The organism is Serratia sp. 2C06, from assembly GCF_050037615.1.
Taxonomy (GTDB): domain Bacteria; phylum Pseudomonadota; class Gammaproteobacteria; order Enterobacterales; family Enterobacteriaceae; genus Serratia; species Serratia ureilytica.
Genome location: NZ_CP188299.1, coordinates 2,125,456 through 2,145,228, shown reverse-complemented (window position 1 = coordinate 2,145,228; position 19,773 = coordinate 2,125,456). Strand labels below are relative to the sequence as shown.

The 19,773-nt window shown below is 60.9% G+C and carries 17 protein-coding genes and 1 pseudogene; 8 read left to right on the top strand and 10 right to left on the bottom strand.

The features are described 5' to 3' along the window. Positions 1-17: 17 nt before the first annotated feature. Entirely contained in the window at positions 18-1,841 is a 1,824-nt protein-coding gene (malZ, locus tag ACP3TA_RS10595; RefSeq protein ID WP_046688351.1) for a maltodextrin glucosidase, read from the bottom strand. 246 nt (positions 1,842-2,087) lie between these two features. Between malZ and ACP3TA_RS10590 the strand changes: the two genes are divergently transcribed. The 4 genes and pseudogenes from ACP3TA_RS10590 (at position 2,088) to ACP3TA_RS10575 (ending at position 4,398) form a co-directional block, all read left to right on the top strand. Further along, complete coding sequence (locus tag ACP3TA_RS10590) at positions 2,088-3,344, top strand: mechanosensitive ion channel family protein (protein ID WP_046688350.1); 1,257 nt, start codon at positions 2,088-2,090, stop codon at positions 3,342-3,344. 132 nt (positions 3,345-3,476) lie between these two features. Beyond that, positions 3,477-3,746, top strand: a complete 270-nt coding sequence (locus ACP3TA_RS10585) for a hypothetical protein (protein ID WP_046688349.1) — start codon at positions 3,477-3,479, stop codon at positions 3,744-3,746. Between the two features lie 85 nt (positions 3,747-3,831). After that, positions 3,832-4,111, top strand: a pseudogene (locus ACP3TA_RS10580) (type II toxin-antitoxin system RelE/ParE family toxin). Further along, positions 4,111-4,398 carry a HigA family addiction module antitoxin gene (locus ACP3TA_RS10575; protein ID WP_025160069.1) on the top strand — a complete coding sequence of 96 codons (288 nt, stop codon included), beginning with the start codon at positions 4,111-4,113 and terminating at the stop codon, positions 4,396-4,398. Before ACP3TA_RS10580 ends, ACP3TA_RS10575 begins: the two are co-directional and overlap by 1 nt. Before the next feature lie 45 nt (positions 4,399-4,443). On the opposite strand, the gene proY is transcribed toward ACP3TA_RS10575, so the two are convergent. The 5 genes from proY to phoB form a co-directional block, all read right to left on the bottom strand. Further along, positions 4,444-5,850: a proline-specific permease ProY gene (proY, locus tag ACP3TA_RS10570; protein ID WP_033644203.1), complete on the bottom strand. Its 1,407-nt coding sequence runs from the start codon at positions 5,848-5,850 to the stop codon at positions 4,444-4,446. Positions 5,851-5,923: 73 nt separating this feature from the next. Continuing rightward, positions 5,924-7,240 (bottom strand): branched-chain amino acid transport system II carrier protein, encoded by a 1,317-nt coding sequence (brnQ, locus tag ACP3TA_RS10565; protein WP_021504688.1) that lies wholly within the window; start codon positions 7,238-7,240, stop codon positions 5,924-5,926. A 485-nt stretch (positions 7,241-7,725) separates the two neighbouring features. Further along, the gene (locus ACP3TA_RS10560; RefSeq protein WP_047572464.1) at positions 7,726-8,688 is read right to left on the bottom strand and encodes a PstS family phosphate ABC transporter substrate-binding protein; all 963 of its coding nucleotides are present in this window, start codon (positions 8,686-8,688) and stop codon (positions 7,726-7,728) included. 14 nt (positions 8,689-8,702) lie between these two features. Further along, positions 8,703-10,019, bottom strand: a complete 1,317-nt coding sequence (phoR, locus tag ACP3TA_RS10555; protein WP_004940434.1) for a phosphate regulon sensor histidine kinase PhoR — start codon at positions 10,017-10,019, stop codon at positions 8,703-8,705. A 24-nt stretch (positions 10,020-10,043) separates the two neighbouring features. Continuing rightward, complete coding sequence (gene phoB / locus ACP3TA_RS10550; RefSeq protein WP_004940438.1) at positions 10,044-10,733, bottom strand: phosphate response regulator transcription factor PhoB; 690 nt, start codon at positions 10,731-10,733, stop codon at positions 10,044-10,046. A gap of 215 nt (positions 10,734-10,948) precedes the next feature. Here phoB and sbcD point away from each other — a divergent pair, with 215 nt between their 5' ends. The 3 genes from sbcD (at position 10,949) to licT (ending at position 16,509) form a co-directional block, all read left to right on the top strand. Then, complete coding sequence (gene sbcD / locus ACP3TA_RS10545) at positions 10,949-12,181, top strand: exonuclease subunit SbcD (RefSeq protein WP_033651069.1); 1,233 nt, start codon at positions 10,949-10,951, stop codon at positions 12,179-12,181. Then, entirely contained in the window at positions 12,178-15,429 is a 3,252-nt protein-coding gene (gene sbcC / locus ACP3TA_RS10540) for an exonuclease subunit SbcC (RefSeq protein WP_206196028.1), read from the top strand. Before sbcD ends, sbcC begins: the two co-directional genes overlap by 4 nt. 231 nt (positions 15,430-15,660) lie before the next feature. Further along, complete coding sequence (licT, locus tag ACP3TA_RS10535; RefSeq protein ID WP_033642044.1) at positions 15,661-16,509, top strand: BglG family transcription antiterminator LicT; 849 nt, start codon at positions 15,661-15,663, stop codon at positions 16,507-16,509. Here licT and ACP3TA_RS10530 read toward each other — a convergent pair. The 3 genes from ACP3TA_RS10530 to mak all read right to left on the bottom strand — a co-directional run bounded on the left by ACP3TA_RS10530 (position 16,506) and on the right by mak (position 18,139). Beyond that, positions 16,506-16,892: a type II toxin-antitoxin system VapC family toxin gene (locus ACP3TA_RS10530; RefSeq protein WP_033651066.1), complete on the bottom strand. Its 387-nt coding sequence runs from the start codon at positions 16,890-16,892 to the stop codon at positions 16,506-16,508. The genes licT and ACP3TA_RS10530 overlap by 4 nt on opposite strands. Continuing rightward, on the bottom strand, positions 16,889-17,122 hold the full coding sequence (locus ACP3TA_RS10525) for a type II toxin-antitoxin system Phd/YefM family antitoxin (RefSeq protein ID WP_004940455.1): 234 nt from the start codon (positions 17,120-17,122) through the stop codon (positions 16,889-16,891). Before ACP3TA_RS10525 ends, ACP3TA_RS10530 begins: the two co-directional genes overlap by 4 nt. Before the next feature lie 102 nt (positions 17,123-17,224). Further along, a complete protein-coding gene (mak, locus tag ACP3TA_RS10520; RefSeq protein ID WP_089194345.1) occupies positions 17,225-18,139 on the bottom strand; it encodes a fructokinase in 915 nt (304 codons plus the stop codon). 216 nt (positions 18,140-18,355) lie between these two features. Between mak and rdgC the strand changes: the two genes are divergently transcribed. Then, positions 18,356-19,267: a recombination-associated protein RdgC gene (gene rdgC, locus ACP3TA_RS10515; RefSeq protein WP_004940461.1), complete on the top strand. Its 912-nt coding sequence runs from the start codon at positions 18,356-18,358 to the stop codon at positions 19,265-19,267. Between the two features lie 65 nt (positions 19,268-19,332). On the opposite strand, the gene ppnP is transcribed toward rdgC, so the two are convergent. Further along, entirely contained in the window at positions 19,333-19,623 is a 291-nt protein-coding gene (gene ppnP / locus ACP3TA_RS10510; protein WP_004940463.1) for a pyrimidine/purine nucleoside phosphorylase, read from the bottom strand. Between the last annotated feature and the right edge of the window lie 150 nt (positions 19,624-19,773).

Sequence of the window (19,773 nt, the reverse complement as noted above, 5' to 3'; positions counted from 1 at the left end):
CGGCCCCCGCAGTTCCCTTAGCCTTCACAGCGCCACACGGTGGCCGATTCTTCCGCCAGCTGCAGGCGCAGCCCGCCGGCCGTTTCGCTCAACTCTCCCCGCCCTTCCACACGCCGCCACGGGCCGCGGGCCAACAGCGGGTTGTGCGGCAGCTGCGCCTGGCCACTGCCGTCGCGCTGCAGCGCCACCAGCACCTGCTCCTGCTGATACAGGCGCACGAACACCAGCGTTTCTCCGCTGGCGTACAGCACCTGACAGCCGCCGCGACGCAGCGCCAGGCTCTGTTTACGCAGCGCGGCCATGCGCTGGAACAGCGCCAGCAGCGGCCGATCCCAGTCGCCGACGTCCCACGGGAACGGCTTGCGGCAGAACGGATCGTTGCCGCCGTCCAACCCAATCTCATCGCCATAATAGAGGCAAGGCACGCCGATCCAGCTCAGCAACCACACCGCCGCCATCTGCATGCGCGCCGCGTTCCCCTGCAACAGCGTGAGGAAACGCGCGGTATCGTGACTGTCCAGCTGGTTGAACTGGATCAGCTGGCGGCCGTGCGGCAACCCGGCGCGGTAGCCGTCCATCCACTGCGCGCACCCGGCGGCGTCCAGCCGCACCGGGTGATAGGCCACGTCCAGCCCCGCCAAAAACGCCCGCACCGGCAGCGCGAACCCCATGTAGTTCATCGCCGCATCCTCCACGCCGGCGTGCAGCCAGCGGCGCGCGTCGCCAAAGTGCTCGCCCACTACGTAGGCCTGAGGATTCTCCTGCTTCACCGCCTGATAGATGCCCGCCAGGTGACGCAGGTTGCCGGCAGCGCCGCCGTTCTCCCCCAGCATATGCACCACGTCCAGCCGCCAACCGTCGATGCTGTACGGCGGGCGCAGCCAGTGACGCACCACGCTGCCTTCCCCGCGATAGATCGCTTCCGCCACCTGCGGCTCGGCGAAGTTGAGCTTCGGCAGGCTGGCGTTACCCTTCCAGTCGAGCGCGCGGCCGTCCGGGTAGAAGTTGAACCAGCCGCGATACGGCGAATCGGGATGGTGGCAGGCGCCGTTTTGCCCTTGGCGATGGCGGTCGAACCACGGATGCGAGTCGCCGGTGTGGTTGAAGACCCCGTCCAACACCAGTTTCATGCCCACCTTGTGAGTGCTCACTCGCAAACGCTGCAGCGCCGCGTTGCCGCCGAAGTGCGGATCGACCTGGTAATAGTCCTCGGTATCGTACTTATGCACGCTCGGCGCGGTAAAAATCGGGTTCAGATACAGCGCCGTCACGCCCAGCTGCTGCAAATACGGCAGTTTGGCGCAGATGCCGTCCAGATCGCCGCCGTAAAAGGTCGAGGCGGCGTGGCTATCCTCCAGCGGATGCTGCCAGTCGCGCCGAATTACCTCGGCACCGGCCGCGTGATGGCGGTAACTGCCGCTTTGGATGCCGTGCTCGCCGCCGCTGCTGGCGAAGCGATCGGGGAAAATCTGGTAGAACAGCTGATCCGCCACCCATTCGGGGCCGTTGTCGGGCTCGTCGACGGCAAACTGCGCCAGCTGGCCCGGCGGCGTTGGCGACCAGCCCTGCGGGCCGAACCACTGCTGGCGATCGGCCCACAGCAGCTTGAAGCAGTAACGCCGCGTCGGCTCGCCCTCATTCAGCGTCAGGCTGGCCTGGTAGCGCCGCATCCCCTCGTGGCGCTGCGCTTTCATCACCAACAGCCACTCTTCGTTGTCCGGTTCGGCGCGCAAAAACACCCGTTCCGGCAGCTCATCCCCTTGTAACCACAGCGTGATATCCAAACGTTGCCCTTGCTTCACCACAAAAGGCGGAACCGGTTGATGCCAGGCGTTAAGCATACTGTTCTCCTGCTGTACCAAACGAAATCGACGGCATTCTTCAAGAAGCGAACAATGCCACGTTAAGTGCAACTCCCCCTCCTCTCTGACCGCAAAACCCAGGGATGAGCCGGGGGGCGGAGACCGAAAAATAACGCTAACTCGATGTAAAAAAAGGTAAACAGGCACAAATCCTGCACGTTACCCCTTAGGCTAACGCGTTTTGAGCATACAGGATATTTTTTGCGCATTTTTTAAGGAGCGGTAATGCAACAACAGATAACGCGCTGGCTGGAACAATTTGGGTTGGAATTCGGCGGAGTGATGTCGCTGTTGATGGTATTGGGGTTGATTGTTCTGATCTCGGTGGTGATCCACCTGGTGCTGCACCGGGTAGTGTTGGCTGCCCTTCAGCGCCGAGGCCAGCAATCGCAGCGCGTCTGGCAACAGGCCATCACCCAATACAAACTGTTCCAGCGCGTGGCGCTGCTGCTGCAAGGGGTGATCATCAGCATCCAGGCGACGCTGTGGCTGCAGAGCGGCAGCCACACCCAGGCGGTGATCGTTACCGCCGCGCAGGTGTGGATCCTCGCCTTCACCCTGCTGTCGCTGTTCTCGTTGCTGGATACGCTGCTGGCGCTGCTGCGCCAAAGTCCGATCTCCAATCAGCTGCCGCTGCGCGGCATTTTCCAGGGCCTGAAACTGGTGGCGGCGATCCTGATCGGCATCATGATCGTCTCGCTGCTGATGGGCAAATCGCCGCTGTTGCTGCTCAGCGGCCTGGGCGCCATGACGGCGGTCTTGATGTTGGTGTTCAAGGATCCGATCCTCGGGCTGGTGGCCGGCATTCAGCTCTCCGCCAACGACATGCTGAAGATCGGCGACTGGCTGGAAATGCCGAAATACGGCGCCGACGGCGCGGTCACTGACATCGGCCTGACCACGGTCAAAGTGCGTAACTGGGACAACACCGTCACCACCATACCGACCTACGCGCTGATCTCCGACTCGTTCAAAAACTGGCGTTCGATGTCGGAATCCGGCGGGCGTCGCATCAAACGCAGCCTGAATATCGACACCGGCAGCGTGCACTTCCTGTCGGAAGAGGAACAGCGCCGCCTGCAGCGCAACCCGCTGCTGCACAGCTACCTGAACGTCAAGACCCAGGAGCTGAGCCAGCATAACCAGGAGATCGCCGTCGATCTGGCCTCGCCGCTCAACGGCCGCCGCCTGACCAACCTCGGCACGCTGCGCGCCTATCTGGAAGCCTATCTGCGTGCTCACCCGCGCATTCACCAGAACATGACGCTGATGGTGCGCCAGCTGGCGCCGACGCCGGAAGGCCTGCCGCTGGAAATCTACGCCTTCACCAACACCACGGTCTGGGCGGAGTACGAAAGCATTCAGGCGGATATTTTCGACCATATCCTGGCGGTGATCGACGAGTTCGGCCTGCGCGTGCATCAGACGCCGACCGGCAACGACATGCGCGGCATGCTGCGACAAAGCGCGAACGCTTCCTGACGTCGGCTGACGTAACTGTGTCTGCTGGTAATTATTCGCTTTCAATTGCCAGCAGATATCTCCATCCCCTTCTTTTCCCCGGCGAAAACGGCGTTAATGCGCCCTCACCTTCACCACCGAGAGGGAAAGCCCTTGCTGAAACGGATACGTCATCGGCTGTTTACCCTGATGGCCACCCTGCTGTTTATCGGCTGCCTGCACAACGCTTTGCTGGATGAAAGCCACATGCCCCGCAATCTGCAACCTTCGCTGAGCGCCCTCAGCAGCAACCTGCAGGACATTCGCGAAGTGCTGGCGCGCTGCGCCGGCGAGGAAGAGGAGGATCGCCTGAACGACGGCGGCATACGCATCGAAGCGCGCGCCGCCGGGGATGAGGAAGCGGAAGACAAACGCCAGACATAGTGGGTTAAAAAACGCCCCAATTTGTTGCGTGATACGCAACACCCTACTATGATGCGTATAGCGCAACACTCATGGAGCCATCAGGATGATAAGAAGCTTCAAGCATAAGGGACTCAAAAAGTTTTTCGAAACCGGTTCAACAGCAGGTATCGACGCCAAACAGGCGAAAAAAAATCGCGCTGCGGCTGAGCGTGCTGGATTTAGCGAAAGTGATTGATGACGTAGATCTGCCCGGCTTCTTCTTGCATCCGCTAACGGGCGCTCGCAATGGGCAATGGTCCGTCACCGTGACCGGTAACTGGCGCATCACGTTTGAACTGGTCGAGGGTGATGTTTATATCGTGAATTATGAGGACTATCACTAATGAACCGCATGCATAATCCTCCTCATCCTGGCGAGTTGATCAAAGAAACCATGGAAACGCTGAATCTCAGCGCGCGCGCGCTGGCCAAAGCATTGGACGTCGCGCCGTCTACGGTTCAACGCCTGATCAGCGGAAAATCCGATATCTCGCCGGAAATGGCCATCCGCCTGTCCATCGTAATAGGCAGTTCCGAACAGGTCTGGATGGGAATGCAAGATGCTTACGATCTGTGGCAGGCCAGGCAGTCCATCGACGTTTCCAAACTGCGCAAGCTGGACTTCGCTTGACGCCTGCCCCTAAAAAAACACCGGCCTCAGCCGGTGTTTTTCCATTTAGTCTTGCTGCGTCGCCAGCAGCGCGCGTTTTTTCTGGCGGTTGACCTTGAACCAGTACCCCGCCAACAGCAACACCACCCAGACCAGGCCGGCGTACAGCGAGACGCGCGTGGTCGGGAAGTAGCCGATCAGGCCGATGATGAACACCAGGAACACGATCGCCAGCACCGAGGTAAACACCCCGCCGCGCAGCGGGAACGCCAGCTGCTTCACCTGCTCTTTGCTCAGGCTGCGGCGGAAGGCGATTTGCGAGAACAGGATCATGATCCACACCCACACGGTGGCGAAAGTCGCCAGGGACGCGATCACCAGGAACACGCTCTCCGGCATGATGTAGTTGAGGTATACCGCCAGCAGCAGCGCCAGCATCATCACCACCACCGTCACCCAGGGAATGCCGCGCTTCGACACCTTGCTGAACATTTTCGGCGCGTGGCCCTGCTCAGCCATGCCGTGCAGCATGCGGCCGACGCCGAACACGTCGCTGTTGATCGCCGACAGCGACGCGGTAATCACCACGAAGTTGAGAATGCCCGCCGCCACGGTGATGCCCATATGCTGGAAGGTCAGCACGAACGGGCTGCCGTTGGTGCCCACCTGATTCCACGGGTAGATAGACATGATGACGAACAGCGTGCCGACGTAGAACACCAGAATGCGCCACGGCACCGAGTTGATGGCTTTCGGAATCGATTTTTTCGGATCCTTGGCTTCGCCGGCGGTGATGCCGATGATTTCAATGCCGCCGTAAGCGAACATCACCAGCTGCAGCGACAGGATCATGCCGATAAAGCCGTTGCTGAAGAAGCCGCCGTTCGACCACAGGTTATGAATGCCGGTCGGTTGCCCGCCGTTGCCGATGCCCCAGATGATGATGCCGATGCCGGCCGCGATCATGATGATGATGGTGGCGACCTTGAAGAACGAGAACCAGAACTCCAGCTCGCCGAATACCTTGACGCTCATCAGGTTGATGGCGCCGATGATCAGCACCACGCTCAGCACCCAGATCCAATGCGGCACTTCCGGGAACCAGACCCCCATATAAATGCCGAAGGCGGTCACGTCGGCGATGGCGACGATCAGGATCTCAAAGCAGTAGGTCCAGCCGGTGATGTAACCCGCCATCGGGCCGAGGTAGTCCTGCGCGTAGCGGGAAAACGAGCTGGCCTGCGGGTTGTTGACCGACATCTCCCCCAGTGCGCGCATGATGATGAAGGCCACGATGCCGCCGATCAGGTAAGCCAGCAGCACGCTCGGGCCGGCCATTTTGATGGCGTCCGCCGAGCCGTAGAACAAGCCGGTGCCGATGGCCGACCCCAACGCCATAAAGCGGATATGACGCGTGCTGAGGCCGCGTTTCAGCTTATTGTCGGGGACAGTGGTGGGTGACTGTTGTTGCATGAAAATGACCCATAGTTTTAAACGTAAAAAAGCCACGGACATGTCCGTGGCCCTGGATTAAGCCGGGGGATTATCAGTGCGCGGTCACTTGGGAACGCGTGCACACCCGATCATAAATCGCGACCAGCGCCAGCATCAGCAGCGAAGGCGGCAACCATGCCAACCCCTGCTCCGCCAGCGGCAGGTGAGTGGTCCAGGCCGGCAGCAGCTGCTGGAAACTGGAGGCTTTCACCGCGTCAAGGATACCAAACAACAGGCTGACAAGCATCACCGGCGCGATGATGCGTGGCGCGCTGTGCCACCAACGCAGGGTGAAGCTCAGCACCACCAGCACGATGCACGGCGGATAAATCGCGGTCAGCACCGGAATGGAGATCTGAATCAGGTGGCTCAGGCCGAGGTTGGACACCACCATCGAGAACAGGCCCAGGATAAATACCAGCGTCTTGTACGAGAACGGCAGGTATTGCGCGAAGAACTCGGCGCAGGCGCAGGTCAGGCCGACCGCGGTCACCATACAGGCGATGAAGATCAGCGCCGCCAGGAAGAAGCTGCCGAGGCCGCCAAAGGTGTTCTGAACGTAAGCGTGCAGGATCACCGCGCCGTTGGTGGCGTCCGGCACCAGCGCGCCGCTGCCGGAACCCAGTTTGAACAGGCTCAGGTACACCAGCGTCAGGCCCACGCCGGCGATCAAACCGGCCAGAATGGTGTAGCGGGTCAACAAACCGGCGTCTTTCACGCCGCGCGAACGCGCCGCGTTGACGATAACGATGCCGAACACCAGCGCGCCCAGCGTATCCATGGTCAGATAGCCGTTAACGAAGCCGGAGGAGAAAGGCACGCTCTGATAAGCCGTCGTCGCCGGAATCGGCGCGCCGGCAGGCCACAGCAGCGCGGCGATGCCCAGTACGGCCAGCGCGACGATCTTCAGCGGCGCCAGCACATGGCCGACGGTATCGAGCAGGCGGCCCGGATACAGAGAGATGCCGATCACCAGCGCGAAGTACACCAGGCTATAGATGAACAGCGGCATGGCCCCGTCGCCGGTCAGCGGGGCGATGCCCACTTCGAAGGACACGGTGGCGGTACGCGGCGTCGCGAACAGCGGGCCTACGGCCAGGTAGCAGACGGTCGCCAGCAGCAAGCCGGCGCCGCGGCCGATTGGCGAACTGAGGGCGTCGATGCCGCCGCCGACGCGTGCCAGCGCGATGACGGTGATGACCGGCAGGCCCACGGCGGTGATCAGGAAGCCCAGCGCCGCAGTCCAGACGTGTTCACCGGACTGCAAACCGACCATCGGCGGGAAGATGATGTTCCCGGCCCCGACGAATAAGGCAAAGGTCATAAAGCCCAGTGCCAGGATATCTTTTGACGTTAAACGATGACTCATACGATGTCGTGTTGCCTGTTCAAATGAAAAAAAGGGTCCGATAGCGTGGTGGCGTGACGCCCCACCCGGTTGCCGGCATGCCCGATCGTCGCCGCGCCAAATAAGCACCCTAAACGCAGTCGATCCGGCGTTTATGTCCCTATTCGAAAGTGGCCGCTCATAAAGATGGGCAAAATTTTAGGAGTTATAAAAATGGAGGTTTAATCCGACAACGAAGGCTAAGGTAAACGTTTATAGCGCTTCAAGGCAAGACGCACGGCGAAAAGCAGAGCTATCGACCATATAAACTTTTGCCACCAGTCGATCATATTGGTTATCAATAAATATACACTACATGATTTGTATCATTTTTGAACAATGAATTCACAAAACGTGAAGCATATATCGCTTTACCGCTCGAAATCGCCAATGAAAAGCCGATTTTCGCGTGGTATGAGCTTCGTTTCGCCATAAAAAAAGGTGAAAATTGCGCCGTTTTTTGTCGCTTATTGCGCCATGGCCGGCGCGAGCAGTGGCAACCCCAGCGCCTGACGGGTCTTCTGCAGGGTGGCCGGCGGTAGCGGCAGATAGCCGTCGTGGTTGACCAGGCTCTGGCCTGGTGTCGACAGCACGCGATCGAGGAACGCGGCGGTCAGCGGCTCCAGCGGTTGATGGGGGGCTTTGTTGATGTAGATATACAGATAGCGCGACAGCGGGTAGCGATCGTTGCGCACGTTGGCGGCGGTAGGCGCGACATAGTCCTCTCCCGACTCCGCCAATGGCAGCAGCCGCACGCCGCTGGCGCGAAAGCCAATGCTGGCGTAGCCGATGCCGTTGAGCGAACCGGCCACCGCCTGCACCACCGAGGCCGAGCCGGGCAGCTCATTGACGCGCGGCATAAAATCGCCGCCGCACAGCGCGCGCAGTTTGAAGTAGCCATAGGTGCCGGACGCCGAGTTGCGGCCAAAGCGCTGCAGCGAACGCGACGCCCAGTCGCCGCGCAGACCCAGCTCGCCCCAGCGCGTCAGCGGCTGGCTTTCGCCGCAGCGCCGGGTGGCGGAGAAAATGCGGTCGAGCTGCTGCAGATTGAGGCCGCGCAGCGGATTATCCTGATGCACCAATACCACCAGCGCATCCACCGCTACCGGCACCGCCAGCGGCGCATAGCCGTAACGGTGTTCGAATGCCGAGATCTCGGCCGCCTTCATCGGCCGGCTCATCGGGCCGAGCTGCGCGGCGCCCGCGGCCAACGCGGTCGGCGCGGTCGAGGAGCCGGCGGCCTGGATCTGCAGGTTGACGTTGGGATAATGCTGGCTGAAATCCTGCGCCCACAGCGCCATCAGATTCGCCAGCGTGTCGGAACCGACGCTGGACAGGTTGCCCGCCAACATGCCGTCAGGCTGCGCCAGCGCGCCGCGTCCGGCCAGCAGCGCCAGGCAAAGCAACAGCCCTCGGGTTATTCGGGTCATACCGGTGTCTCGCGTTAATTTTTCACCGCATTCTCTGATAAAGCGGCGGGAACAATCAACCGATTGGGCAAGGTAAAGATAAAGCGGGTGCCGATCCCCGGTTCGCTGAGGATCTCCAGCCGCGCGTCGTGATGGCTGAGCGCGTGCTTGACGATCGCCAGCCCCAGCCCGCTGCCGCCGGTCTGGCGCGAGCGAGCCTTGTCGACGCGGTAAAAACGCTCGGTCAGGCGCGGCAGGTGTTCGGCGGCGATGCCCGGCCCGTTGTCGCTGACCTGGAACTGCGCGCCATGCGCCGTCTGTTGCCAGCTCACTTCGATATGGGTGCCCTTTGGCGTGTGGTTGACCGCGTTGTACACCAGGTTAGACACCGCGCTGCGCAACTGGTCTTCATTGCCGAACACGTTGAGCTGTTCGTTCACCCGGAAGGTGATCTCATGATTGCCGCCGCTCAGCGATTGCGCCTCGCGCTGCAACACCCGCAGCATCAGCGGGATATCCACCCGCTCGTTCATGTCGACATTGGGCGCCGCCTCGATGCGCGACAGCGTCAGCAGTTGCTTGACCAACCCGTCCATCCGGCGGGTCTGCTCTTGCATGGTGCTGAGCGCCTTGCTGCGCAGCGAACCGTCCTGCTCTTCGTCGCCCATCATCTCCAGGTAGCCCTGCAGCACGGTCAGCGGCGTGCGCAGCTCATGGCTGACGTTGGCGAAGAAGTTGCGCCGCGCGCCCTCCAGCTGGCGCATCTGGGTGACGTCGCGCGCCACCATCAGCAACTGCCCTTCGGAATACGGCATCACGCGGAATTCGACGTAGTGTTCGTTGTTCAACTGCAGCGTCAGCGGACGCGAAAACTCCTGCTGTTGCAGATAGTGGCTGAATTCCGGATAACGCAGCAGGTTAAGGATGTGCTGGCCGTTGTCTTCCGGCCAGCGGAAGCCGAGCAGATGCTGCGCCAGCCCGTTGCACCAGAAGATGTTGCCCTCGACGGTGGTCATCACCACCGCGTCAGGCAGCGATTCGGCTCCGCTGCGAAAGCGCTTGATAAGCAGCGCCAGCTCGCGCCGGCGGCGGCGGTTGCGCTGCTGCATCTGATACAGGCCATAAAACAGCGGCTCCCAGCTCCAGCGGCCGGGCGGCGGCGTCATGCTGCGGTCGATCCACAGCCAATGGGAGAGTTTGAGCTGGTTGTAGAAATTCCACACCAGCGCAGCCAGCGCGGAGGCCAGCAGGAACCAGGGCAGATAACCGAAAATCAGCCCCAGCAGTAAGGCGGGCAAACAAAAAAGAGCCAGCTCCAGAGCCAGCCTCTTCCACGACAGACGTTCTAACACGGCATATTCTCCAGCGCGGCGCGATCAGTAGCGCGTTGAGAACCGGTAGCCGGTGCCCCGAACGGTTTGAACCATTTTATCATGCCCACTGGTTTCTAACGCTTTGCGGAGCCGACGGATATGCACGTCAACGGTACGGTCTTCCACATAAACGTTAGTGCCCCAGACGTGATTAAGCAACTGCTCACGGCTATAAACCCGCTCCGGGTGGGTCATAAAGAAGTGCAGCAGCTTGAACTCGGTCGGCCCCATGTCCAGCGCCTGATCGTTCGCCATCACGCGGTGGGAGGACGGGTCCAGGCTCAGCCCTTGCATTTCAATCACCTCCTCCACCGCCATCGGTGAAATGCGTCGCATGACCGCCTTGATGCGCGCCACCAGCTCCTTGGGCGAGAACGGCTTGGTGATGTAATCATCAGCCCCCACTTCCAGGCCGCGCACCCGGTCTTCTTCTTCGCCGCGCGCGGTCAGCATCATGACCGGAATATCGCGGGTCAGCGCTTCGCGCTTCATATGTTTGATAAACTGAATGCCGGAACCGCCGGGCAACATCCAGTCAAGCAACACCAAATCAGGGAACGGCTCAGACAGACGCGTCACGGCGCTGTCATAATCCTCGGCTTCCAACGGTTGGTAACCATTTTGTTCCAACACAAAGCACACCATCTCACGGATCGGCGCTTCGTCTTCCACCACCAGTATGCGTCTTGCCATCGTCAATCCTGCCAATGTGTTAGCGACTTTTCGGGCGCCATTATGCGTCAGTTTTGTGACACTTTTATGAAAAAAACCGGCTGTTATAGGCAGTAAGCATAGCGATTATTTCCCGCAGTAAAGAAAAATCATCCGGTTGTCATCATCATTGCGCCAGGACAGCCGCCGCCGCGGCCTTTATAATCATCGCCATTATCTTTGCATCCGGGAGTGTCATGCGCCTGATCCACACCTCTGACTGGCACCTTGGCCAGTACTTTTTCACCAAAAGCCGCGCCGCCGAGCACCAGGCTTTTCTGAACTGGCTGATCGAACAGATCGAACAGCAACAGGTGGATGCGCTGATCGTCGCCGGGGATCTGTTCGATACCGGCTCACCGCCCAGCTATGCCCGCGAACTGTACAACCGCTTCGTGGTGGAACTGCAGCGCACCGGCTGCCAGTTGGTGGTGCTGGGCGGCAACCATGACTCGGTGGCGACGCTGAACGAATCGCGGGAGCTACTCTCCTGCCTGAACACCACGGTGATCGCCAGCGCGCAGGGCGCTCCGGAACAGCAAATCGTGGTGCTGAACCGGCGCGACGGCCAGCCGGGCGCGGTGCTGTGCGCCATTCCGTTCCTGCGGCCGCGCGATCTGCTCACCAGCCGCGCCGGCGAATCCGGCGCACAGAAACAGCAGGCGCTGCAGGAAGCCATCGCCGAACATTATCAGACGCTGTATCAGGCGGCCTGCGAGCGCCGCGACCAGCTGGGCTTGCCGCTGCCGATCGTCGCCACCGGCCACCTGACCACCGTCGGCGTCACCACCTCCGACTCGGTGCGCGACATCTATATCGGCACCCTCGACGCCTTCCCGGCGCAGGCTTTCCCACCCGCCGACTATATCGCGCTGGGCCACATTCACCGCGCGCAGAACGTCGCCAAATCGGAGCATATTCGCTATAGCGGCTCGCCGATCCCGCTCAGCTTCGATGAGCTGGGCAAAGCCAAAAGCGTCTTCCTGGTGGATTTCGCCGACGGCACCCTGCAGCGGGTTGACGCGTTAACGATCCCGCAGTTCCAGCCCATGCAGCTGATCAAAGGCGATCTGGCCGAGATCGAACGGCAGCTGCGGCAATTTGCCGACTATGCCGGCGAGCGGCCGGTGTGGCTGGATATCGAAGTGGCGACGCAGGACTACCTCAGCGACATCCAGCGCCGCATCCAGCTGCTGGCGGATGAGCTGCCAGTGGAAGTGGTGCTGCTACGGCGCAGCAAAGAGCAGCGCCGCCAGGCGATTGCGCAGCAGGATAAGGAAACGCTGAACGAGCTGAGCGTCAACGAAGTGTTCGAACGGCGCCTGGCGCAGGAGGCTGAGATGCCCGAAACGCGTCAACAGCGGATGCGCCAGATGTTCCGCCAGGTGGTCGAGGCGGTGCAGCATAACGCCGAGGAGACGAATTCATGAAGATCCTCAGCCTGCGGTTAAAAAACCTCAACTCGCTGCAGGGCGAATGGAAAATTGACTTCACCGCCGAGCCTTTCGCCAGCAACGGCCTGTTCGCCATTACCGGCCCGACCGGCGCGGGCAAAACCACCCTGCTGGACGCCATTTGCCTGGCGCTGTATCACCAAACGCCGCGCCTCAACGTCACGCCGAGCCAGAATGAGCTGATGACCCGCCACACCGCCGAGTCGCTGGCGGAGGTCGAATTCGAGGTCAAGGGCATCGGCTATCGCGCCTTTTGGAGCCAGCGCCGCGCCAAAAATGCGCCGGACGGCAATCTGCAGGCGCCGAAGGTCGAACTGGCGCGCCGCGAGGACGGCAAGATCCTGGCGGATAAGGTACGCGACAAGCTGGAGATCACCGCCGCCATCACCGGGCTGGACTTCGGCCGCTTCACCAAATCGATGATGCTGTCTCAAGGGCAGTTTGCCGCGTTCCTCAACGCCGACGCCAACGATCGCGCCGAGCTGCTGGAAGAGCTGACCGGCACCGAAATCTACGGGCGGTTGTCCGAACAGGTGTTCGAGTCGCACAAGCAGGCCAAAACCGACCTGGATGCGTTGCACCAGCGCGCCAGCGGCATCGAGTTGCTGAATGATGAACAGCGCCACTCCCTGACTGAACAGCTGACGGCGCTGAGCGCGCAGGAAAGTGCTCTCGGCGAGCAAACTCAGCAACAGCAACAGGCGCTGAGCTGGCTGCAGCAATGGCAACGCCTCCGGCAACAGCAAAACGAGGGTCAACGGCGGCTGGAAACCGCCCAGCGCGAGCAGGCCGAGGCCGCCCCGCAGTTGCAGCGGCTGGCGCTCAGCGAACCGGCCGAGAAATTGCGGCCGCTGCGCGGCGAACGCGATCGCTGCCGCACCGAGCTACAAACGATACAACAGCAGGCTGCCCAGCTGACGCAGCAACAGGAACAGCACTCGGCGCAGCTGGCACCGCTGCAGCAGGCGGTGGAAAAAGCCCGCCTGGCGCAGCAAACCCATGCCGAGCATATGCGGCAGCAGCAACAGCTGATCGATGAGCAAGTCGCTCCGCTTGACCACCAAATAGCCCAACTGCAGTCGACACAGGCCGAACGGCGACAGGCCGTCGATGCCGCCGCGCAGCAGTGCGCCCAGCAGCAAACGACGCTGGAGCAGCTCACCGCTCAGCGCAGCCAGCTGACAACGCAGGCCGCACAGTTTCAGCAGCAGTTGAATGCGCTGAGTGATGCGCTGGCCGCTCAACAGCAACAGCAGCAGGCACTGGAGGCGAAAACGCCGCTGGCCCCGCTGCGCCAGCGCCTGAGCGCCCTGGCAGACCTGCGCCCAACGCGCCAGCAGCTGTTTACTCTATCCTCTTTGTCGCAGCAAATCGTTAAACGGCTGGAACAGCAGCGGCAAGAGCTAAACATCGGTCAACATGAACTGACCCAGTTGGAGCCACAGCTAGAACTCATCCGTCAGCAATTTAAGCAGCAGAAAGCACACCAGGCCGATGTTGAAAAAACCTATGCGCTGGAACAACGGATCGTGGGTCTGGAGGCCGAGCGCGCCCGTTTGCAACCCGGCGCCCCCTGCCCGCTGTGCGGCTCATGCGAGCATCCGGCGGTAGAGCAATACCAAGAGGTAAAACTGTCAGAAACTGCGCAACGTCTGGAGCAAATGAAAGTCCAGACCGAAGCATTGCAAAAACAAGGCGTCGAGCTGCGAGCCCGTTACGACAACCTGCAACAGCAGTTGCAGCGCCAACAGCAAACCATCGCTCAGGATGAACAGCAGCTGGCTGCCCAACAGCAGCAGTGGCGGCAGCTCAGCGCACCGCTGGCGTTCGACTTTACGCTGGCGGATGGCGAGCAACTCAGCGCCTGGCTGAACGGCTGCGACGACGAAGAACGGCGCGGGCAACAGGCGCTGCAGCAGCATGAACAGGCGGCGCAGGCGGTACAGCAGGCGAAAGACGCGCTCATCGCTCTGCAAACGCAGCAGCAGCAGGCGCAGCAACAGCTGGCGCTGCTCGAAGAGCGCTTTACGCTGCTGCAGAAAACCCATGCCGACAGCCTGCAACAGCAGCAAGACCTGCAACAACGCTGGCAGGAAGGCGAGAAAACCCTCGCCGAGCGGCGTACGCAGCGGTTGGCGCTGTTCGGCGAACAGCGGGTCGCCGAGGTGCGGGAACAGCTGCGCGCCAAACAAACCGCCTGTGAACAGGCTTGCTTGCAGGCCGCCGAGCAGTGGCAAAAGGCGCAGGAGCTGCGCGAACGCCTGGCCGGCCAACAGGCCGGGTTACAACAACAGCACACCCAAATGCAGGAACGGCTGCAGCAGGCGCAGCAGCAATGGCAGCAGGCGCTGGCCGACAGCGAATTCGCCGATGAAACCGCCTTCGCCGCCGCGCTGCTGGACGACGCCCTGCGCCGCGAATTGCAGCAGCGCAAAGAGCAACTGCAACAGCGGCAGGTAGAGGCTGCGGCCCTGCTGACTCAGGCGACGCAAACGCTGGAGCAGCATCGGCTGAACCTCCCTGAAGGGCTGGATGAAGCCAACGCGGATCTCGACGCGCTCACCCAATCGCTGGCCGAGCTGGCACAGCAGTTGAAGGCGCTGCAGCTGAGCCAGGGCGAACTGCGCAACCAGCTGGAAAGCGACGCCGCCCGTCGTCTCAATCAACAGGCGCTGTTCGAGCAAATCGCCCGCAGCCAGCAAGACTACGACGACTGGAGCTACCTCAACCAGCTGATCGGCTCGAAAGAAGGCGACAAGTTCCGCCGTTTCGCTCAGGGGCTGACGCTCGATCATCTGGTCTATCTGGCCAACCGGCAGCTCGGCCGGCTGCACGGGCGCTACCTGCTGCAGCGCAAAACCAGCGACGCGCTGGAGCTGCAGGTGGTGGACACCTGGCAGGCCGATGCGCTGCGCGATACCCGCACCCTGTCCGGCGGCGAGAGCTTCCTGGTCAGCCTGGCGCTGGCGCTGGCGTTGTCCGATCTGGTTAGCCACAAAACCAGCATCGACTCGCTGTTCCTCGACGAAGGCTTCGGCACGCTGGACGCCGAAACCCTCGATACCGCGCTGGACGCGCTGGACAGCCTGAATGCTTCCGGTAAAACCATTGGCGTGATCAGCCACGTCGAGGCGATGAAAGAGCGTATTCCGGTGCAAATCAAAGTGAAAAAGGTCAACGGGCTTGGCGTCAGCCGGCTGGAGGCGCACTTCAGGCTGGAATGATCCCGCCGCGCGCGGCGCAGAAGTGTGACCGCGGCGGCACTCCGCGGTGAAAAGCGTTGAGCCGCGGCAGGCACGGGTTATTATGCCAGCATAACAGGATTGTTACTGTATCCCCTCCGCCGCTCAGGCCGCAGGGCAGAAAGATAAAATACAGGCAAAACCTGACGCCCGGGATCGCTTCCGGGCGTCAGGTTTTTTCGTTTTCAGGATGCTGAAACACCGGGAAAAACCATGAAAATCGCTAAAATACTCAATAATAACGTGGTGATTACGCTGGACGACCGTCAGGCAGAGACGGTGGTGATGGGAAAAGGAATCGGCTTTAAAAAGAAGCCCGGCGATACGCTGGACGAAAGCCTGATCGAAAAGGTCTTCACCCATAACGGCGGAGAAATCGCCGAGCGCTATAAAGAGCTGCTCGCCGAGATCCCATTGGCCTGCGTCACCACCGCCGACAGAATCATCACCCTCGCCCGCGAACGCCTGCCGGGCAAGCTGCATAACATCGTCTACATCACGCTGACCGATCACATCCACTTCGCCCTGCAGCGCCATGCGCAAGGGCTGGATATCAAGAATGCGCTGCTGTGGGAGATTAAAAAACTCTATCCGGCCGAATTCGCCGTCGGGCTGGAGGCGCTGGCCCTGATCGCACAGCGGCTGGATACCGTGTTGCCGGAGGACGAAGCCGGATTTATCGCCCTGCACCTGGTCAACGCTCAGCTTAACGACGAGATGCACAACACGCTGCACATTACCCGCGTGATGCAAGAGATCCTCAACCTGGTCAAGTACCATTTCCGCTTTGATTACAACGAGGAATCCCTGAGCTACCACCGGTTCGTCACCCACTTGAAATTTTTCGCCCAACGGCTGCTGGGGAAAAACTACGTCGACAGCGACGACGATTCGCTGTATCAGGTGGTGAAAGAGAAGTACCCCGAGTCATTCGCCTGCGCCGGTAAGATCAACCGCCACATCGAAAAGCACTATCAGCATCAGCTCACCACGGAAGAGATGATGTTTCTGACCATTCATATCGAACGGGTGCGCAGCGAAAGCGAGGAAAAGCCGGCTTAACGGCGGGCGTCCGCCACCCGCACGCCGTACTGCGGAAACACCGCGTCGGCGGAGATCAGCGTCAGCCCCTCGGCCTGCGCCTGTGCGATCAGCATGCGATCGAAAGGATCTTGATGATGGGGCGGCAGCTGCCCGGCCTGTTGGCAGTGAAAGGCGTCCATCGGCAAAGACAGAAAATCCTCGGCCTCGATGATCGCAAAGATGTCTTCCGGCAGCGCCAGTTTGCCCAGCGCCTGCTTGATCGAGATCTCCCAAATGCTGGCCGCGCTGACGTACACCGCATTGCCCGGATCGGCGATCTGCCTTTTGGCGTTCACGCCCAGGCAGGCGTCGTCGATCAGCCACCACAGCAACGCGTGGGTATCCAGCAACAGGCGCTTCATTCATCGCCCTCAAACAACGCCGCAATGGCCGCATCCCCGGCGTTGAAATCCGCCGGCACGGTGAACCTGCCCTTGGCGGCGCCAGGGCGGCGCGCTTCCCCCTTGATGGCGACCAGCTGTACGTACGGCTTCCCTGCTTTTGCAATAATCACGGTTTCTCCCTCCGCGGCTCTGTCCGCCAACTGGCTCAGATTGGATTTGGCTTCGTGCATATTGGCCTGAATCGGCATACGCGTCCTCCTTAGCTAAGTTAGCTAAAGCATAAAGCGCCGTCCAGTTTTTGTACAGTGAAGGGTTTAAAGCGCGAGCAGCCTCGCGCTTTGTTGCAACGCTTAGCGCTGCTGTTGCGGCCACAGCCAGGCCGCACCGCGCACGCCGCTGGAGTCGCCGTGAACGGCCTTGCGGATCGGCGTTTCACACTCGCCGCCGAACACCCAGCCTTTCACCAGTTGCGGCACCGTGCGATACAGACGATCCACGTTGCTCATACCGCCGCCGAGCACCACCACATCCGGATCCAGCATGTTGATCACGTGCGCCAGCGATTTCGCCAGCCGCATTTCGTAGCGGCCAATCGCCTGCTCCGCCAACGCATCGCCCCGCTCGCTCAGCGCCATGATCTCATGCCCTTGCAGCGCATTGCCGCTCAGGCGCGCATAGTCGGTGGCGAAACCGGTGCCGGAAACAAAGGTTTCGATGCAACCCGGCTTGCCGCAGTAACACAGCACTTCGCGGGCGTAACGCAGCTCATCGTCATCCTGCCACGGCAGCGGATTGTGCCCCCATTCACCGGCGATGCCGTTGCCGCCGGCATGCGCCTGGCCGTTCAGCGCCACGCCGGCGCCGCAGCCGGTGCCGATGATAACCGCAAACACGGTTTTCGCGCCGGCGCCGGCGCCATCGGTGGCTTCCGACACCGCCAGACAGTTGGCATCGTTGGCGATGCGCACCTCTCGCGTCAGCAGCGCAGAAAGATCCTCGTCCAGCGGTTGGCCGTTGAGCCACACCGAGTTGGCGTTTTTCACCCGCCCGGTAAACGGCGACAGCGTGCCGGGAATGCCGATCCCGACCGATCCCCGTTCGCCGGTATGATCCTCGGCCAGTTTCACCAGCCCGGCGATCGCCGCCAGAGTTTGCCGGTAGTCATGGCGCGGCGTGGCGATACGATGGCGAAACAGCTCCCGCCCGTCGTCCGCCAACGCAATCACTTCAATTTTCGTTCCACCCAAATCGATGCCAATGCGCACGTATTTTTCTCCTCGATGCCGCGCAGCGTTGCCACAGCCTAATGTAAGCGCGCGAATGAATCACCTGTTTCCCACCCTCCGTCCCGTCCTTTCTCGCTGCGTAAAGCGACGCAATTCAGAGAGAATGGGGCGATTTTTCAGCGTCAATTCGTTATCATGCCGCCCTGCTTTTGACGAATCAGCGTGCCGAACGCACGCCCAGCCTGGGATAACATTATGCTGTGGTTTAAGAATTTGATGGTTTACCGTTTGAGCCGCGAAGTGGCGCTAAACGCGGATGAAATGGAAAAACAACTCAGCGCGTTCGCCTTCACGCCGTGCGGCAGCCAGGACATGGCGAAGACCGGCTGGGTCTCCCCGATGGGTTCGCACAGCGATGCATTGACGCACGCGGTCAACGGCCAAATCGTCATCTGCGCGCGCAAGGAAGAGAAAATCCTGCCGTCGCCGGTCATCAAGCAAGAGCTGCAGGCCAAGATTGAGCGCCTGGAGGCGGAACAACACCGCAAACTGAAGAAAACCGAGAAGGACGCGCTGAAGGATGAAGTGCTGCACAGCCTGCTGCCGCGCGCATTCAGCCGCTTCAACCAGACTTTCATGTGGATCGACACCGTCAACGATCTGATCATGGTCGATGCCGCCAGCGCCAAACGCGCCGAAGATACGCTGGCGCTGCTGCGCAAAAGCCTCGGTTCGCTGCCGGTGGTGCCGCTGACGATGGAAAGCCCGATCGAACTGACGCTGACCGAATGGGTGCGTTCCGGCGAGATGCCGGCCGGCTTCGCCATTCAGGATGAAGCGGAACTGAAAGCGATTCTGGAAGAAGGCGGCGTGATCCGCTGCAAAAAACAGAATCTGATCAGCGACGAAATCGCGGTGCACATCGAAGCCGGCAAACTGGTGACCAAGCTGGCGGTGGATTGGCAGGAGCGCATTCAGCTGATGCTGTCGGACGACGGTTCATTAAAACGTCTGAAGTTTGCCGACACGCTGCGCGAGCAGAACGACGACATCGATCGCGACGACTTCGCCCAGCGCTTTGACGCCGACTTTATCCTGATGACCAGCGAGCTGGCGGCGTTGATCAAAAACACCATCGAAGCGCTCGGCGGCGAAGCCCAGCGTTAATCCCGCCTCAGAAACGACCAGGGCCCAGCGTTCGCTGAGCCCTGCATTCCCCTAACGAGCAACCTTTATTTGCTCAGGTAGCGGCACAGATAGGCGGTTGCGTCGGCCACCTGCAGGTTGAACTCGCTGTGCCCCGGCACGAAGAATTTCTCGCCCGGCGTAAACACCTGCCAGTCCGGCGCGCCCGGCAGCAGCACTTTCAGCGCCCCGGTGATCACCGTCATTTCTTCCGGCTGCGCGGTGGAGAAGGTGTATTCGCCCTCTTCCATCACGCCCACGCTGGTAAGACCGATGCTGCTACTGTCAAAACCGATAGACTTCACTTTTCCGGCAAAATACTCATTCACTTTCAGCATAGACTGGCACCCGCGTCATCATCTTGTATGGAAAATCCATATTGGGGGATTGCGGTTGATCTGTCACTGGTTTTTCGCGCGAAATGCGATCGCGGCGCAGAGGCAAAGGTTACCGTGCACAACGCCCAGGCGTCGGCATGAAACCACCGC

Excerpts from the sequence above, each read along its gene's own strand:
- malZ (WP_046688351.1), bottom strand. The coding sequence starts at position 1,841 with ATGCTTAACGCCTGGCATCAACCGGTTCCGCCTTTTGTGGTGAAGCAA.
- ACP3TA_RS10590 (WP_046688350.1), top strand. The coding sequence starts at position 2,088 with ATGCAACAACAGATAACGCGCTGGCTGGAACAATTTGGGTTGGAATTC.
- ACP3TA_RS10575 (WP_025160069.1), top strand. The coding sequence starts at position 4,111 with ATGAACCGCATGCATAATCCTCCTCATCCTGGCGAGTTGATCAAAGAA.
- proY (WP_033644203.1), bottom strand. The coding sequence starts at position 5,850 with ATGCAACAACAGTCACCCACCACTGTCCCCGACAATAAGCTGAAACGC.
- brnQ (WP_021504688.1), bottom strand. The coding sequence starts at position 7,240 with ATGAGTCATCGTTTAACGTCAAAAGATATCCTGGCACTGGGCTTTATG.
- ACP3TA_RS10560 (WP_047572464.1), bottom strand. The coding sequence starts at position 8,688 with ATGACCCGAATAACCCGAGGGCTGTTGCTTTGCCTGGCGCTGCTGGCC.
- phoB (WP_004940438.1), bottom strand. The coding sequence starts at position 10,733 with ATGGCAAGACGCATACTGGTGGTGGAAGACGAAGCGCCGATCCGTGAG.
- sbcD (WP_033651069.1), top strand. The coding sequence starts at position 10,949 with ATGCGCCTGATCCACACCTCTGACTGGCACCTTGGCCAGTACTTTTTC.
- sbcC (WP_206196028.1), top strand. The coding sequence starts at position 12,178 with ATGAAGATCCTCAGCCTGCGGTTAAAAAACCTCAACTCGCTGCAGGGC.
- licT (WP_033642044.1), top strand. The coding sequence starts at position 15,661 with ATGAAAATCGCTAAAATACTCAATAATAACGTGGTGATTACGCTGGAC.
- ACP3TA_RS10530 (WP_033651066.1), bottom strand. The coding sequence starts at position 16,892 with ATGAAGCGCCTGTTGCTGGATACCCACGCGTTGCTGTGGTGGCTGATC.
- ACP3TA_RS10525 (WP_004940455.1), bottom strand. The coding sequence starts at position 17,122 with ATGCCGATTCAGGCCAATATGCACGAAGCCAAATCCAATCTGAGCCAG.
- rdgC (WP_004940461.1), top strand. The coding sequence starts at position 18,356 with ATGCTGTGGTTTAAGAATTTGATGGTTTACCGTTTGAGCCGCGAAGTG.
- ppnP (WP_004940463.1), bottom strand. The coding sequence starts at position 19,623 with ATGCTGAAAGTGAATGAGTATTTTGCCGGAAAAGTGAAGTCTATCGGT.